This window comes from Riemerella anatipestifer, from assembly GCF_009670965.2.
Classification (GTDB): Bacteria; Bacteroidota; Bacteroidia; order Flavobacteriales; family Weeksellaceae; genus Riemerella; species Riemerella anatipestifer_B.
In genome coordinates this window covers 1559060-1575210 of the sequence record NZ_CP073239.1, presented here as the reverse complement: position 1 = coordinate 1575210, position 16151 = coordinate 1559060, and the positions used below count along the sequence as shown (strand labels likewise).

Genomic DNA, 16151 nt, shown 5'->3' with positions numbered 1-16151 from the left:
TCGATGTTAGCTATATGAAATATACCACAGAACTCAAAAACTTCTTTTCTAGTCAATATTTATATGCTGGGGTAAGGATTTCTTTAGCTATCATTATACCGTCTATTATTTTTAGCTATTTAGGAATTTTTAAAGATTTCTTCCTATTTCCTTTAGGTACGAGTTTTATTGCCTTGGTGGATTTACCTGGCTCATTCGTGAGAAGACGAAACACTTTAATTGCTGCTATTATCGCTTTTTTAGTGGTATCTGTTACCGCTAGCTTACTCAAAGATTACAGCCTACTAGTGTTTTTGGAGATTATCATTTTTGGAATGTTTTTCAATATGATAGGAGTCTATGGTGCGAGACTGGCTTCCGTTGGTGGACTTTCTTTGGTGGTATTAGCTATTTTTATTGACGGACACCTTACTGGTAATCATATCATTAAAAGTTTATTCATCTTCACATTAGGGACGCTTTGGTACTTACTTTTATTACTATTACTATCTAGACTACAACCTTATAAACTCGCCAAACAACTCGTAGGCGAAAACTACTTAGAACTCGCTAAGTTCTTAGAGCAGAAGTCTAAGTTCTACTCTAAAGATTCAGATTTAGACCAACTGGTAACACAACTTACCACACAACAAATTTTCATTAAAAATATTCAAGAGGAAACAAGGGAACTCCTTTTTAAAACCAGAAAGTTTGTTAATGAATCTACCACTGCTAGCCGACTTTTAATGATGAGTTTCATTAGTAGTATTGATTTGTACGAAAAACTCCTCACTTCCGATAATGATTATTCTAAAATAAGACAATTTTTCGGCAACGAAGAAGTATTTAACAAGATACAGAGAATGTTGCTTATACTCTCCATTGAGCTTAAAAATATTGGTATAAGTATACAAACAAGCAGCACTCCAAAACCAAAACACGCTCTTACGCTAGAGTTAGAAAATTGCTTTAATACCTATTTTGATTTAAGAAACCAAAAGCTATCGGCAGAAACTTTAGACTATTTCTTACTCCTACGACAAAGTATGATGAGACTAGCAGAACTTACCGAAAATATCAATCAGATTTACAAAGTCTCGTCTCAAGATACTAAACTCGCTAAGAGCCTATCTTCGGGATTGGATTTATCTAAATTTCTACCAAAGGAAAATCCTATCAATTTCAAGGTATTTAAAAATAACCTTTCCTTAGATTCTGCACAATTTAGATATGCCATTAGGGTAACTGTGGCGATGCTAATGGGTTATGCTGTTTCTAAAATAGAAGCCCTCAACATAGGACACTCTTACTGGATTCTCATTACTATTGTCGCCATTATGCGTCCTGCGTATAGCATCACTAAAAGTAGAAACCTCCTTAGACTCTATGGTACTTTGGTAGGTGCTTTTTTAGGGACAGCGGCTATCTATTGGATTACTCACCCTGTTGCACAGGTTTCCGTATTATTTATTTCTATGGTATTCTGCTTTGCAACTTTTAGGACACGCTATTTTTGGGCAGTTCTTTTTATGACGGTTTACATCTTTTTGGCATTCAATTTTTTAAATCCAAGCAACTTTGAAACTATCTTAAAAGACAGAATTATAGATACTATCATCGCTGGAATTATCGCTCTTTTCACTTCGTACTTTATCTTTCCTGTTTGGGAGCATACCCAAAACCAAACCCTTATGCTCAATGCCATCAATCATAATAAAGCCTATTTTGAAGAGATTATAAAAACGCTACAACATAAAAACATCACCGATGAAAAATACCGTTTACTAAGAAAAAATGCGACCATTGCTTTGGCCAATTTATCCGACAATTTTCAAAGAATGTTATCTGATCCTAAAAATCAACAGAAAAAGCTGGAACATATTCATCAATTCGTTAATACCTCACATCTATTAACAGCTTATATTGCTTCTTTATCGCAATACGCTAAAACCACAAAAGATTACCCTGAAATAGATTTTGAAGCGTGGGACACCAAGATAAACGCCGAACTAAGCAAAATAGAGATTGCTCTAAATAATGAGTTCTACGATGAAACATTAGACAAGCAAAGCCAACTGACACCTGAAGATTATGTACACCAACTTCTAAACAAAAGGAAAACGGAAATTTCCGAAAACGAATTTTATAATACACGAGATTCCAAAAAGGTAACTTACCTCACCGAACTCAAAAACATACAAGAACTCCTAGAACTGATTTTTAGTACTGCAAAAAAACAAAGAAAAGTAAGTTTAGAACTAAGAAAATACTACGCTTCCTCTACTACGGCTAAGTAATAATCTTCATCTATAATTTCCAACTTTGCTCTGTATGTATCCGCGTTATCGGTTGGGTTATTAAAAACCTTACATTCCACCGAAGATAGATTATCCAAAGAAAAAGGAAGTACTTCATAATGCTCTCTAAAAGACCAATATTTAGCCGAATGGATTTTATATAAACTCTCCTTAATCGTCCATAATGCCGTCAGGTAAGATTCTTCATCTTGGGAAGAAACCCAAATTTTTTCAGAAGGATAGAGTATTTTCTCCTTTAAACTAACCAATTTATCAGATTTCTTTTCTATATCCACGCCTATTTTTTTAGGAGATATTGCCAAAACCGCATAAGGATATGAATGACTGATTGAAATAAACGCAGAAGAAGGCTCCAAGTAGGGTGTTCCGTCTTCCAAATAAAACAACTGATGGAGAGGCAATGCCGAATTGAGCATTCTCCTTACCATCAGTCGTTCGTATTGTTTTTTTATTGAAATTTTAGATTGAGTATCTATTTCCTCATGCCATACCTCCTTTTGTTCATCGTGTTTCCAAACAAGAACAGCTATTTCTTTCGTAGAAAACTCTTTGTAAAGAGGCATTTATCAATTTTGTATTTTTAAAACATTATCACAATAAGGTACGTAATCCCTGCCACTATCGCACTAATTGGGATTGTAAGTATCCATGCCCAAAGCAAACTCACTGTAATACCCCAACGCACTGCAGAAACCCTCTTTGTAAGCCCAACTCCGATAATAGAACCCGTAATCGTATGGGTAGTAGATACAGGAATACCAAAGTGGTCGGTTAAAAATAGAGTAACCGCACCCGCTGTCTCTGCACTTACACCTTCTAATGGTGTTACTTTGGTGATACGAGTTCCCATTGTTTTCACGATTTTCCAACCACCACTCATAGTTCCTAACGCAATAGCCACAAACGATGCTAACGGAACCCATACATAATCTTTCGCAAAATAGTTGAACCTATCAGTAGGAAGCATTTGTGCGTATATATCTGTACCACCTACCATATCTACATGGTAGAAAATCACTGCTGCTCCGATAATCCCCATCACCTTTTGAGCATCATTAAGCCCATGCCCTAAACTGAACAAAGCTGAAGAAACCAACTGAAGTTGTTTAAATGCTTTTTCCGCCTTGTGAGGATTAGACTTTTTACAAATATTGATGATAATGAGTGTAATAATAATAGATACTACCATACCAATAAAAGGAGCCATAAAAATGAATAAGAATATTGGTATTACCTTACTATACTTTACTACATCTTGAGAAAACAACTGTTTAAAAGCCAGTTTCATTGTTTCGAAGGTAGACAACTCTGGTTGTGCCGATACAATCTCGTGATAATCCAAAACCAAAGCGTGCATAAGAGCGGCTCCTAAAAACCCACCTATAAGCGTATGTGAAGAAGATGATGGTATCCCAAACCACCAAGTTAGAAGATTCCAAGCGATAGCCGCCATCAATCCTGAAAAAATAACTTCTAGATTGATGAAGTCTTCGTTCACCGTCTTGGCAATAGTATTACCTATCTTAAACTCTCCTACAATGTAGAAGGCTATAAAGAAAGCGGCGAAATTCCACACAGCAGCCCAAAGTACTGCTTGAAAAGGGGTTAAAACTTTAGTAGAAACAATAGTCGCTATAGAGTTAGCGGCATCGTGAAAGCCATTGATATAGTCAAAAATAAGTGCTAACGCAATAATGACAATGAGCAGTATAGGAAATTCCATACTTTTTTTGTTTTAAGTTAAATTTAAAAAACCTCTAAGCGTATTTGATGATAATATTATCCAAGATATTAGCTACATCTTCTGCCTTATCTGTTACCTCCTCTAGGTAATTAAGCACTTGGCTTACCTTAATAACATTGATAGGGTCTCCAGACTCAAATAGTTTTATCATCGCTTGGCTATGCACATCATCAGCAATGTTTTCAATGCTATTGATTTTGATGGTAGCCTCTTTAACCGCCGCAGGATTTTTAAATTCTTTAAGATTTTCTATCGCTACTTTTATTTGTAAGCAAGATTTATGGATGAGTAGCGAAAGCTCTTGGAACGCATTAGTTTCAGGACTTTTATATAAGAATATATACTTAGTAGAGGCGTAGATATAATCAGCTATATCATCTAAAGCACTCGCTAGATAATGGATATCTTCTCTATCAAAAGGGGTAATAAAGTTTTTACCCAACTCCACATAGATTTCGTGAGTAATATCATCATTCTGATGCTCAAAATCACTTATTTTTTTCAATAGAGAGTCATCATTTATATCAAAATCTTTAATCCCTTCGTGGAAAATCCTAGACATTTCCACCAAATTATCAGCTACTTTTTCAAACAGCACAAAAAACACTTTATCTTTTGGCTGAAAAACTTTGAATATGTTACCTATTCCCATTTTATTTTTATTTTATAGGTGGCAAATATCTGCATAAACTCGGAACTAGAGAAATTCTAATGTTAATTTTTCTTAACATTTGATAAAAATCATTACATAATCATTTTAAGATACGTCTTATTTTTCCAATTCCTAAGGCTATCCGCCACAAACATCACTTCGATAACTTTCTAGCTAACAAGTATCTTCTGAATTGATAAATGGAAGCTATCATAAATGCTTAATAAAAATTTAATCTACTTATAAACATATAATGCTAACTTTGGCAATAAACATTAAATACTAACAGATTATGAAAAAAATTCTTTTAGCCTTATTTCTAATAGCAACGGTAACAGTGGGTAAAGCCCAGTCAATTTTGGGAAAATATGAACAATCTGCATTAGATGCTCCTGATGAATATAAGCACAGTGAAGATGATGTAGTAATTACTAGAGATGCCAAAGCATCAAAGAAAATATGGATAGCCAACCTCATTCCCAATAGTAGATTTTATGCCATACTAGATACAAAAGGTGAGAGAGGTTCGAGCTACTCTGTACCAAAACAAACTGCAGGTTCGTATAGAATAAACTTAGGGTGCATCGTTTTTAATAATGATGACGAAGATGGTGGAAGATTAACCATATCTCTAAACAATAAAGCGGATTGTTTAGATGATTATGGACCTGTAAGTGTGGGAAAAGATGGCGTGAGTGTAGGCGGAATAAAAATTGGAAGTAATGGAACCGTACGTGCCAAAGGTGTGGATATAGGAAGAAATCGCATAAAGGTAGATGCCAAAGAGGTAATAGTAGGAATCCAGTACATAGGGCATAAAAAATAGAGTATAAAACAAAATATTGCCACCTAATAGGGAATTATTATTTATTATCCCTAGAAAGGTGGCAATATCTTTTTTAGACGGATATACTTCTGTCTGTACTATTAGTTAGAATACTTCGCTCTTAATTCTTTCGCTGTTTCTACCATCGCTACAAGAGCGGCTTTGGTTTCTTCCCAATGGCGTGTCTTAAGCCCACAGTCTGGGTTTACCCAAAGTTGTTCTTTAGGGACTACCGCTACTGCTTTATCCATCAGTCCAGACATCTCCTCAACCGAAGGTACACGAGGCGAATGGATATCGTACACACCAGGACCTATCTCGTTAGGATACTTAAAATCTGCAAATACATCTAAAAGCTCCATTTGCGAACGAGAACACTCTATCGTAATCACATCGGCGTCCATATCAGCGATATTAGAAATAATATCGTTGAACTCCGAGTAGCACATATGCGTATGTATCTGGGTAGCATCTTGAACTCCCGAAGCAGAAATACGAAAAGCTCTAATTGCCCACTGTAGATAATCTTGCCAATCCTTTTTTCTTAACGGCAAACCTTCTCTAATTGCAGGTTCATCTATCTGAATCACTTTAATACCCGCCTTTTCTAAATCTACCACTTCGTCTCTAATTGCTAAAGCAATTTGGGTACAAGTAGCAGAACGAGGCTGGTCGTCCCTTACAAAAGACCATTGCAAAATAGTAACAGGACCCGTAAGCATACCCTTTACAGGAACTTCCGTTAAAGACTGGGCAAACTTAGACCAACGCACCGTCATTGGTACTGGGCGAGATACATCTCCAAAGATAATAGGTGGCTTTACACAACGAGACCCATAGCTCTGCACCCAACCAAACTTAGTAAATACAAAGCCTTCTAGCTGCTCTCCAAAGTATTCCACCATATCATTACGCTCAAACTCCCCGTGAACTAGCACATCTATACCTGCGTCCTCTTGAAAACGGATAGACTCTTCTATCTCTTTCTCCAAAAGCCCATCATACTCTGCTTGGGTTAGCTGTCCTTTTTTAAACTGTGCTCTCCAGCTACGAACTTCTGGAGTCTGCGGGAACGAGCCTATAGTAGTTGTAGGGAACAATGGTAAATTTAATGACTGATGTTGTAGCTCTCTACGATGAGCAAAAGTACTATTACGCTGTGCCTCTTTATCTGTAATCTTAGAAAGACGCTCCTTAACCCCTTTGTTATGAATAAGCTCTGATACCTTTCTACTTTCTGCGGCTTTTTTATTTTCTGCTATAAGTTTTTGTGCCGATTCTGAAACTACCCCATTAACGATAGAAGTAAGTGTAGCCACCTCGGTAACTTTCTGCTTTGCAAACGCTAGCCACTGTTTAATTTCTGGAGTCAGGACAGCTTCGTTATCCTCCAGCTCCAAATTACAAGGCGAATGTAATAATGACGACGAACTTGCGACAAATACACGCTCTGCTCCTAACTTTTCTTTAGCTTTATTGATAAGCGTAAGCGAATCTTCAAAATCATTTTTCCATACATTTCGTCCGTTCACCACTCCTACCGATAAAATCTTATCCTCTGGAAATTTGTCTAAAACAAGCTCTAATTGCTGCGGTGCTCTCACCAAGTCGATATGGAGTGCCTTTGTAGGAAGAGAAAGTGCCAACTCTAAATTATCTCCCACGGCTTCAAAATAAGTAGTTAAAATAATCTTAAGCTTAGGAAACTCTTCTTGAAACTTCTGATAAACTTCTCTATAGGCTTTCTGTGCCTTCTCATCTAAATCTAATACCAATAGAGGCTCATCTATCTGCACCCACTCTACCCCCGCCTCTTGCAGCTCGGCTAAAATCTTACGATAGACCTCCAATAGAGAAGGTAATAGCTCCAAACGGTGGAACCCTTCCTCCTTCTCTTTACCTAACAAAAGATAAGTTACAGCCCCTATCAAAACAGGTTTAGTTTCAATCCCTAAATCTTTTGCCTCTTTGTAATACTCTAGTGCAAAGTTTTTACGCAACGAGAACGATTGGTCTTTAGTAAATTCAGGAACGATATAGTGATAATTAGTATCAAACCACTTGGTCATTTCCATTGCAGTAATATCTATCCCCTCCTTCTGATACCCCCTAGCCAAAGCAAAATACAGTTCTAAATCTGTTTTTTTAGCTTTTTCTAACTCCAAATAACGCGTAGGGATAGCATTAAAGCTAAAAGTAGCATCTAATACTTGGTCGTACAACGAAAAATCGTTAGACGGAACCAAATCTACTCCTGCCTCTTGTTGCAGTTTCCAGTTGTTAGTACGAATTTCTTTCGCTACCTTCTGTAGCTCGTCTTCGGTTATCTTACCTGCCCAAAATTGCTCATTAACCTTTTTGAGTTCTCTTTTCTCCCCAATACGAGGATACCCTAAAATGTTTGATTTTACCATGTTATCAGTATTTATTTCCATTATTATGCGAACAAAGTTCTGTAAAAAAAATAGAATAAAAAAAATTTTTACTGTAAAATTTAAAAATAACCCTATTTTAACACATTATAGACACTAATATACAGATGAAAATACATACATATACCCCCAAATAACAGTAAAATATCTAACCTTATTTATTTAGTAAATCTGAAGATAGTTCACTCGTACGAGTGAAGAGGCTTCGCCTTATAAGAGGAATGCCCTTCCTTATCACTAAGGAAGGGCATTCGTTATTAGAAGTACCAAAAATACATTACACAATAGTAATAGGCGTGTTTAGAGTTTCGGTTCTTGGCTCTTTTAATAAAACAGAACCTTTACTACTTTGTGTGGTGATGCTTAGCTCGTAATTACCTGCCCCCAAATCCGAAGACACAAGGATAAGTAGCCTTGATGGCTCGTTGATTACGATACTATCTTTAGCCAACTTGACCTCGTTTTGAGTGTCTAAGTTTTTAAAGATGATGCCGTTCTTAGGGTTGTCCCCGTCTATTTTAATGAATATGCCTTTGATTTCCGCATTCTTACCTTTGATGAGTGTACCATCTGCTTTGCCAGTGGCTTTGTAGGTAATGCTAAACAAACTCATTGGGCTGGATTGCTCGCCTAAGATCTCTACTTTGGTATCGTTGGTATAACGATTTTTGTTTTAATGATAAAAGCCTAAAAAATTTTCTAAATAATCTAACACATACCTCCCTCTCAAAGTCTTTATAACACTAATTTATTTATCAGAAAATATTTGCCCCAAAATAATCCCTGCCGCCATAGACACATTAAGGCTTTCCGTAGCTCTGTGATTGCCAAAACGAGGAATCGTGATATTTCGGTTCATCAGTAGTTCTATGTTAGGTCGCATTCCATTACCTTCATTTCCTAACACCAGATTGAACTTTTTGGGAAAATTAGTTTTATATAGATTTTCGCCCTCCATATCTGTACCTATATTTTCTGCAGGAGAATTTGATAAAAACTGCTCTATATCACTATACACCACATTAACTCTGGTAAAAGAGCCCTTGGTAGCTTGTATCACTTTAGGATTGTAAACATCTACGGTATCTGTACTGCATACTATCTGTTCTATACCAAACCAATCTGCTAAGCGGATAATAGTCCCTAAATTACCTGGGTCTTGAAGCCCATCTAAAACCAAATTTATATTACTATCTTCTGTGATTTTTGGAGTAGGCAAATAACAAACGGCTACACTATCTTTAGGTGTTTTAAGAAAACTTATCTTCTTTAGCTCTTTTTCTGTAATGGGAACTAAAACATCAGCTAAAAATTCTATTCCATCACTATTTACAGAGTAAACAGACTCTATTTCTATATTAGTGTTTTTTAATTCTTTGATAATTTTGTTACCTTCAACCAAAAACAAATTGTATTTTTGTCTGAATTTTTTCTTATCCAAAGACTGTAAAATTTTAACTTTATGACTCGTAAGCATATCAGAAAATATTTTCAAAAGTATTATTTATTTTCCGCACTCACAATTTTACTTGCTTTTTTGTACGCTTGTAGTAGCACCAAAAAAGTACCTCACGGCGAAGCCTTACTTACGAAAAACACTATAATTTACGAAGATAAAAAGCTATTTGCCAGCGAAATATCTAATTACACACAACAGAGACCCAATAAAAAAGTTCTTTTCGTAGTTCCTATAGGATTATGGTTATATAATGCTGCTAACCCTAAATATGACACTATTCTTACAGAATATATGACCTACCCTAACCAAATGAGAAATCAAAGTTTAAGAGATTCTCTATTTATTAAGTATGGTCACCCTGAATATGTAGGGAAATCTTTAACTAAAGACCGTTTTCTACACACTGTAGGCGAAGCTCCTAAAATATTAGAACAAGGAAAAACTACAGCTAGTGCAAAAAACATGAGACAGTTTATGCGTTACAGAGGCTATTGGGATGCTAAAGTAACTTACAAACAAGATATTGATACCGCAAAACAGAAAGCTCAAGTAACTTATAAACTTACCTTTAACGAACCTACTAGAATAAAAAACTATTATTATTCTATCCCTGATAGCAATATCAGAAGTATATATGAAAGCGAATTTGATAAAAGTAAAATAAAAACCGGTGATATTCTTGACCAAAAGAACCTAGAAGAGGAAGTAAAAAGAATTACCGAGCGTATGCGTGAGGTTGGTTATTATAGCTTCAACAGAACTAATGAGGAAATTTACTTTACAGCTGATACACTAGAGAGTAACAAAAATGTGCCTCTCACTATGGATATACATAAGAACGACAAAGACAGCTCCTATAAAAAAACAACTATAGGCAAGGTAGATGTATTTGTTGTAAACCATATTAGTGATACACTAAGCACTAAACCTTATCGTTTTGATAGAATACCCGAGGACGACAGTGTAAGAGTACACCAAGTTGACAAACAATACTCTACCCGCTCTCTATGGCTTCCTATCATTCTTAAAAATGGAGAGGTTTACAATCAAAAGTTTTTAGACCTCACCAAAAGGAATGTTAATGCAATGAATAATTTTAGCATCATAGATTATAAAGAGAGTCTAAGAAAAAATAACGATAGTATTTTAGATGTAAGATATATTCTGAAACCACTTTCTAAATATGAGTTCAAAACCGCTTTTGATGCTCATTATTCTCAGATATTAAACTTTGGTTTTTCTCCATCTGTTGAGCTAACTTCAAGAAATGTCTTTGGTGGTGCAGAAAACCTATCCACAAGTTTCTCAGGTATCATAGGTACTACCAAAAACGCTAAAGACCCTGGTAAAATATTCAACGCTTATGAGCTTTCTGCCCAAGTAGCTCTTAATGTTCCGAGGCTTTTACTACCTTTTAAACATTACAAATTGATTCCTAAACGCTACTCACCTACCTCCTCCATTATTTTAGGCACCTCTATCCAAAATAATATTGGTATGGATAGAATTAACTTTAATGGAAGTCTAAACTACACTGCCAATGTTAACGATGTAGTTTCCCATAGGCTTTCTCTATTCAACACACAGCTGAGTTTAACTAGAAATAAAGACAGCTATTACGACCTATTCCGCGGAGATAATGAGGTAAGGCAAAATATATTTAATCTTTACCAAGCCTTTAATCCTTCTTACGATGTTAAAGCTTACTCCTATGATGATGTTTCTAGGACAATAGTTTCTGACGGGGATTTTTTAAACTCTTTAACTACTGAAAATAGAGATATTTACAACACTTTCTTACAATCTCTACTCAATAGAGATAGACAAACGCAGAATGTACTTATTTCTTCGTTAAACTATCAATTTTTGTATAACGAGATTGGTAAAAAATATTTTAGACACCCATTCTACTTCAGTGGAAAAATGGAATTAGCAGGGAACCTCATTAGCCTGTTTGGAAAAACTAAAGACTCCCAAAGCATCTTGACCAACAATGAAAAAACAATATTCAATATTCCTTATTCTCAGTTTGTAAAATTTGATGCAGATGTCAGAAAGCATCTTAGTATCAATAAATCAACTCTTGTCTTCAGACAGTTTATCGGCGTAGGTATTCCTTACGGAAATTCATCAAATATGCCATTTGTAAGATCTTATTTTAATGGTGGCTCTAATGATATCCGTGCGTGGATTGCCTTTGGAGGTCTTGGACCTGCCGATTCTCAAATAAATGAAAAGGTAAGGTCTTTTATTATGGGAAATGTAAAACTAACTTCTAATATAGAGTACAGATTTCCTATCAATAATATGTTTGAAGGAGCTTTATTTACAGATGCAGGAAACATTTGGTCACTTAAAGATACAGGGTTAGGAGATGCCTTTAAGTTCAATAAATTTTACAAGCAGTTAGGCGTTGGTAGTGGCTTTGGCGTAAGAATAAATGTTGCCTATGTTACCCTTAGAGTAGATTTTGCCTACAAAATGTACGACCCAAACCAACCAGAAGGAGAACGCTGGAGAATCAGCCATATAAAACCACTTAAGCCTACACTTAACTTTGCCTTTGGTTATCCGTTCTAAAGACAACAGCATATTTAATAAAAAAATCGGTTGTGTAAATAATGACAACCGATTTTTTATTTATTTTTCGAAATTTATTTTGAACCTATCATTACTTTATTTTGAACCTCGATAGACTCTTCGTGGATAGCTTTAAATATTTTTTCTATAAAATCCTGACTCATACCCGTTTCATCAGCCTTTTTTCTAGCATATTCTGTAATCTCTTTCCATCTTTCAGGTTGGAAAATAGCAATATTATTTTCTTTCTTTAGAGTTCCTATTTTCTCCGATATTCTCATTCGGTTAGAAAGAAGCTCCATTAACTGAAAATCTATATCAGAAATTAAAGCTCTATGTTTTCCCATATCATCTTCGTAGCCAGAAATATCCGAAGTTCTTACCTTTAAGCGACTTATCATTTCATCTAAAACTGATGGTGTAATTTGTTGCGAAGCATCACTCCAAGCCTTATCAGGAGTACAATGAGTTTCTATCATTGCTCCTTCATAACCTACATTAAGTGCTTCTTGAGTAATGTCAAACAGCCCTTCTCTATTCCCACAAATGTGTGAAGGGTCTACAAACATTGGTATATTAGGAAACTGATTTTTAAAATCTAATGCGATATGCCAGTTAGGTATATTACGATATTGAGTTTTCTGATAAGTAGAAAACCCTCTATGGATTGCGCCTAAATTTTTAACATCTTGTGCCAAAAGCCTCTCTAAAGCACCCACCCACAAAGCTAAATCTGGATTAACAGGGTTCTTAACCAACACAGGTTTATCTGTACCTTTGAGAGCTACTGCAATTTCTTGTACCGTAAAAGGATTTACCGTAGAACGAGCTCCTACCCAAAGAATATCTACATCTGCCTCCAAAGCCGCATACACATGGTGAGCGTTAGCTACTTCGGTAGCCGTTTTAAAGCCAAATTCTTCTTTAACTTTTTTAAGCCAACTAAGCCCTATTACACCTACCCCTTCAAACGAGCCTGGTTTAGTTCTTGGCTTCCAAATACCTGCACGGAAAACATCTATCTTTGCATTAGCTTCTTTAATTCCTCTAGCTGTTTCTAGCATCTGCTCCTCACTTTCTGCACTGCAAGGTCCTGCTATCACCATTGGTTGCGGATAATTTTGCAACCAATCGTTTTTTAAATCTCTTAAATTCATTGTATTTACACTTAATTAAAATCAAACTGCATCAGTTCCTGCAAGTCTTTCAATAATGGATTTACCTCCACCATTTTATTAAATAAATCTCGTTTTGTATCTTTTTTAATGATTACTTGCTCCGCTTTTTCAAAATCAAACTTTACACGATAATTGTTAAACTTATGCTTAAAATCATTAAAAAACTGAGGGCTAACCTTTTCAAACTCCACCTTAGCAGATTCAGATGTGTATCTAATACAAACTCTATTTTCTTCTGCTTTTTCTATGGTAAAATTTTGTACGGCATTAAAGGTTACCATACCCTCACTATCACTAGCTAATTTTTTCAAAAAATGCTTCCATTCTTTTTGTAAATCGGTCTCACTAAAATGTCCATCGGGAAGCTCCTCTTCTTTTATTTCCTCTTCTACCTGTAACTCTTCTGTTTTGTTTATAGCCTCTTTAATGCTAAATGAAGACTTTACAGACTCTTTCAAAATAGGTTCTTTAGCCTTTTTGACTTCTATCTCTAGTGTTTCGGAAATGTGTTTGGAGGTTTCTTTATGAACCGAGGAAGCCTTTTCACTAGCTTTCTGAACTGCCCCTTCTTTAACGAGAGGTGCTAAAATCAGAAACTTTTTTTTTTAGTTCCTTCTGTCCCGTGGGTAAGACTAGCCAGTTGCATCAGGGCTATCTCCACTGTAAGACGAGGATTTTTGGAACTCTTGTAATTGATGTCTGCATAGTTGCAAATTTCTATCGCATCTACCAACTGCTGAGCTGTCCATTTTTGGCTTTGTTCTGCATATTTGGCTTTAGTTTTCTCGCCTACCTCTATCAAGTTTAAAGTAGATGAATTTTGAGCCATCATTAAATCTCGGTAGTGATTCCCCAACCCTGCAATGAAAATATGAGGGTCAAAACCCTTTTTCACAATTTCGTTGAATGCTACCAAAACATTAGGAATATCATTAGCGTGGATTAAATCTACTATTTTAATGTATTGGTCATAGTCCAAAATGTTAAGTACCTCCGCTGCTTTTGCAAGGGTAATATTCTTTTGGGTAAATGTTACCAATCTATCAAAAATAGACAAAGCATCTCTAAGAGCTCCATCTGCCTTTTGAGCAATAAGGAAAAGTGCATCGTCTTCGTAGCTAATGCCTTCTTTATCTGCTATTTTCCTAAGGTGTGCTTGGATATCCTCTATAGTAATTCTCTTGAAGTCATAAATTTGACATCTAGACAAAATGGTAGGGATAATTTTGTGCTTCTCCGTAGTTGCTAAAATAAAAATAGCGTGTGCAGGTGGCTCTTCTAAAGTTTTAAGAAATGCATTAAATGCCTGTGAAGACAACATATGCACCTCATCTATAATATATACCTTATACTTGCCTACTTGCGGTGCATAACGCACTTGGTCGGTAAGTTCTCGTATATCATCTACAGAGTTGTTAGACGCGGCATCTAGTTCAAAGATATTATAAGAAAAACCATCTTCGCTCGTAGCGCCGTCTTTTTCGTTAATCTTTCTGGCTAAAATCCTTGCACAAGTTGTTTTACCTACGCCACGAGGACCACAGAATAACAATGCCTGAGCCAACTGGTTTTCGGCAATGGCGTGCTCCAAAGTATCTGTGATATGCGACTGCCCCACAACAGTGTCAAACTCTTGTGGACGATATTTTCTCGCAGATACTATGAAATTTTCCATTGGTCAAAAATAAGTAAAAATGAATTTATAAAACAAATATTTACTCGTTTATTTAAAAATATAAAAAGAACCTCCACCGAATATTATTCAGTTTTAGGTTCTTCTTCTTTAGTTTTTACTATGAGTCTTAAAAATTATTCTCCGTAGTTTGTTTGATAATCTTTAATAGACGCTTCTACCACTTTTTTAGCGTGTTCTGCCCCATAAGTTTCATCTATTCTGCAAGATGCTTCTTCGTAAGGCAGGTTTTTGTAAGTCAAAAAGTAGTGTTTTAGCCTTTTTATTTCTGCCTCTGGAAGTTCAGAAATATCTCTAACGTGTCCGTAAGACTGGTCGCCCACCATTACTGCTATGATTTTATCGTCAGCCTCACCTTTATCTATCATTTTAAACCCACCGATTGGAATAGCATCCATCAACAAGTTTCCTGACTGTATATTGTGCGAGCTCAACACGCAAATATCAAGTGGGTCGTGGTCTCCCATTGTAACATCTTTAGCACCGCTTTCTACTGCCAATTTCTTTACTTCCTCATCGCAATAAGTTCTTGGGATAAAACCATACAAAGCAGGAATAATGTTAGAAAACTTCTGTGGTCTATCTACTTTTAAATAACCACTTTCTTTATCCACTTCGTATTTAATAGTATCCGAAGGTACAATCTCTACATATACTGTTACCACTTCTGGTGCTTTTTCTCCCGCAGAAATACCGTGCCACGGGTGTGCTTTAAAACTTGGAATCATTTGATTATATTTAATTTTATTTTGCTTTTAATATTTCTTTCCTCAACTCGTCTAGGCAAAGACCGATGTAATCTTCGCCATTGATATAACTCATCAGAAAAACAGTCTTAAACTCCTCTAAACTAGCCTCATTAAGCCCTTGATAAGTATCTTTGAGTAGCTTAATTATACTATTTTTAGCATCGGTTATATTTTCCCAAATCACTTTATCTATATAGATTTGTTGAGAGATGTTGTATTCAAACTCTTGATTGATGTTTTTCTCTGTTAAATACAAAAACTCGTGGGTAGCTAAGTTTTTATCAAAATTTTGGATAAGATAAGCGGGTTTTATACGCTCCAAAAAAATCGCCATTCTCTCATGAGCCTGTGTATTTATTTCTTTTCCTTTTTTTAAAGTTAAAAGTTCCAATTCCTTTGCTTTTGCTTTCATATAGTAATGAAGCCCCTGTCTAATAAAAACTAAAAAGGGAAACGCCAACACCAAAGCAAATGCATACGGCAAAAATTCTTTATAACTCATTTTTCAGAAAAAATAAGGGCAAAGTTAGTGATTTAAACT

At 35.6% G+C, this 16151-nt stretch carries 13 protein-coding genes and 1 pseudogene; 3 read left to right on the top strand and 11 right to left on the bottom strand.

All coding sequences use genetic code 11. The features are described 5' to 3' along the window. The first annotated feature begins 14 nt into the window (after positions 1 to 14). Positions 15 to 2276, top strand: coding sequence for an FUSC family protein (locus D1J36_RS07235; protein WP_154137922.1), 2262 nt, complete (start codon positions 15 to 17; stop codon positions 2274 to 2276). Here D1J36_RS07235 and D1J36_RS07230 read toward each other — a convergent pair. From D1J36_RS07230 to D1J36_RS07220, 3 genes are read right to left on the bottom strand one after another with little or no spacing between them, the layout of a single operon-like run. Continuing rightward, entirely contained in the window at positions 2249 to 2860 is a 612-nt protein-coding gene (locus D1J36_RS07230; RefSeq protein ID WP_154137921.1) for a 4'-phosphopantetheinyl transferase family protein, read from the bottom strand. The two genes, D1J36_RS07235 and D1J36_RS07230, sit on opposite strands and share 28 nt — an antisense overlap. A 17-nt stretch (positions 2861 to 2877) precedes the next feature. Then, the gene (locus D1J36_RS07225; protein ID WP_064969941.1) at positions 2878 to 4020 is read right to left on the bottom strand and encodes an inorganic phosphate transporter; all 1143 of its coding nucleotides are present in this window, start codon (positions 4018 to 4020) and stop codon (positions 2878 to 2880) included. A gap of 34 nt (positions 4021 to 4054) precedes the next feature. Beyond that, positions 4055 to 4693 carry a DUF47 domain-containing protein gene (locus D1J36_RS07220; RefSeq protein ID WP_052910473.1) on the bottom strand — a complete coding sequence of 213 codons (639 nt, stop codon included), beginning with the start codon at positions 4691 to 4693 and terminating at the stop codon, positions 4055 to 4057. A 292-nt stretch (positions 4694 to 4985) separates the two neighbouring features. On the opposite strand from D1J36_RS07220, the gene D1J36_RS07215 reads away from it, so the two are divergent. Then, the gene (locus D1J36_RS07215) at positions 4986 to 5519 is read left to right on the top strand and encodes a hypothetical protein (RefSeq protein WP_154137920.1); all 534 of its coding nucleotides are present in this window, start codon (positions 4986 to 4988) and stop codon (positions 5517 to 5519) included. A gap of 101 nt (positions 5520 to 5620) precedes the next feature. On the opposite strand, the gene metE is transcribed toward D1J36_RS07215, so the two are convergent. The 3 genes and pseudogenes from metE to D1J36_RS07200 form a co-directional block, all read right to left on the bottom strand. Further along, positions 5621 to 7933: a 5-methyltetrahydropteroyltriglutamate--homocysteine S-methyltransferase gene (gene metE, locus D1J36_RS07210; protein WP_154138025.1), complete on the bottom strand. Its 2313-nt coding sequence runs from the start codon at positions 7931 to 7933 to the stop codon at positions 5621 to 5623. A gap of 295 nt (positions 7934 to 8228) precedes the next feature. Next, positions 8229 to 8606, bottom strand: a pseudogene (locus tag D1J36_RS07205) (DUF4469 domain-containing protein); the annotation flags it as partial. A 93-nt stretch (positions 8607 to 8699) separates the two neighbouring features. Continuing rightward, complete coding sequence (locus D1J36_RS07200) at positions 8700 to 9428, bottom strand: TrmH family RNA methyltransferase (protein WP_154137918.1); 729 nt, start codon at positions 9426 to 9428, stop codon at positions 8700 to 8702. Between D1J36_RS07200 and D1J36_RS07195 the strand changes: the two genes are divergently transcribed. Further along, positions 9414 to 11990 (top strand): BamA/TamA family outer membrane protein, encoded by a 2577-nt coding sequence (locus tag D1J36_RS07195; protein WP_154137917.1) that lies wholly within the window; start codon positions 9414 to 9416, stop codon positions 11988 to 11990. The two genes, D1J36_RS07200 and D1J36_RS07195, sit on opposite strands and share 15 nt — an antisense overlap. A 74-nt stretch (positions 11991 to 12064) precedes the next feature. Here the strand turns inward: D1J36_RS07195 and D1J36_RS07190 are convergent, their stop codons facing one another. The 5 genes from D1J36_RS07190 to D1J36_RS07170 form a co-directional block, all read right to left on the bottom strand. Beyond that, positions 12065 to 13147: a chorismate mutase gene (locus tag D1J36_RS07190; protein ID WP_153936541.1), complete on the bottom strand. Its 1083-nt coding sequence runs from the start codon at positions 13145 to 13147 to the stop codon at positions 12065 to 12067. An 11-nt stretch (positions 13148 to 13158) separates the two neighbouring features. After that, positions 13159 to 13626 (bottom strand): hypothetical protein, encoded by a 468-nt coding sequence (locus tag D1J36_RS07185; protein WP_154137916.1) that lies wholly within the window; start codon positions 13624 to 13626, stop codon positions 13159 to 13161. Between the two features lie 131 nt (positions 13627 to 13757). Further along, positions 13758 to 14843, bottom strand: a complete 1086-nt coding sequence (gene dnaX / locus D1J36_RS07180; protein ID WP_154137915.1) for a DNA polymerase III subunit gamma/tau — start codon at positions 14841 to 14843, stop codon at positions 13758 to 13760. 134 nt (positions 14844 to 14977) lie between these two features. Continuing rightward, positions 14978 to 15589, bottom strand: a complete 612-nt coding sequence (locus D1J36_RS07175; protein ID WP_004920235.1) for an inorganic pyrophosphatase — start codon at positions 15587 to 15589, stop codon at positions 14978 to 14980. A gap of 16 nt (positions 15590 to 15605) precedes the next feature. Next, the gene (locus tag D1J36_RS07170; protein WP_052910448.1) at positions 15606 to 16112 is read right to left on the bottom strand and encodes a hypothetical protein; all 507 of its coding nucleotides are present in this window, start codon (positions 16110 to 16112) and stop codon (positions 15606 to 15608) included. Positions 16113 to 16151 lie beyond the last annotated feature (39 nt).

What these genes read in the sequence shown, in the direction of transcription:
- D1J36_RS07170 (WP_052910448.1), bottom strand. Translation starts at nt 16,112, where the DNA reads ATGAGTTATAAAGAATTTTTGCCGTATGCATTTGCTTTGGTGTTGGCG.
- D1J36_RS07225 (WP_064969941.1), bottom strand. Translation starts at nt 4,020, where the DNA reads ATGGAATTTCCTATACTGCTCATTGTCATTATTGCGTTAGCACTTATT.
- D1J36_RS07175 (WP_004920235.1), bottom strand. Translation starts at nt 15,589, where the DNA reads ATGATTCCAAGTTTTAAAGCACACCCGTGGCACGGTATTTCTGCGGGA.
- D1J36_RS07235 (WP_154137922.1), top strand. Translation starts at nt 15, where the DNA reads ATGAAATATACCACAGAACTCAAAAACTTCTTTTCTAGTCAATATTTA.
- dnaX (WP_154137915.1), bottom strand. Translation starts at nt 14,843, where the DNA reads ATGGAAAATTTCATAGTATCTGCGAGAAAATATCGTCCACAAGAGTTT.
- D1J36_RS07190 (WP_153936541.1), bottom strand. Translation starts at nt 13,147, where the DNA reads ATGAATTTAAGAGATTTAAAAAACGATTGGTTGCAAAATTATCCGCAA.
- D1J36_RS07195 (WP_154137917.1), top strand. Translation starts at nt 9,414, where the DNA reads ATGACTCGTAAGCATATCAGAAAATATTTTCAAAAGTATTATTTATTT.
- D1J36_RS07220 (WP_052910473.1), bottom strand. Translation starts at nt 4,693, where the DNA reads ATGGGAATAGGTAACATATTCAAAGTTTTTCAGCCAAAAGATAAAGTG.
- D1J36_RS07215 (WP_154137920.1), top strand. Translation starts at nt 4,986, where the DNA reads ATGAAAAAAATTCTTTTAGCCTTATTTCTAATAGCAACGGTAACAGTG.
- D1J36_RS07230 (WP_154137921.1), bottom strand. Translation starts at nt 2,860, where the DNA reads ATGCCTCTTTACAAAGAGTTTTCTACGAAAGAAATAGCTGTTCTTGTT.
- metE (WP_154138025.1), bottom strand. Translation starts at nt 7,933, where the DNA reads ATGGTAAAATCAAACATTTTAGGGTATCCTCGTATTGGGGAGAAAAGA.
- D1J36_RS07200 (WP_154137918.1), bottom strand. Translation starts at nt 9,428, where the DNA reads ATGCTTACGAGTCATAAAGTTAAAATTTTACAGTCTTTGGATAAGAAA.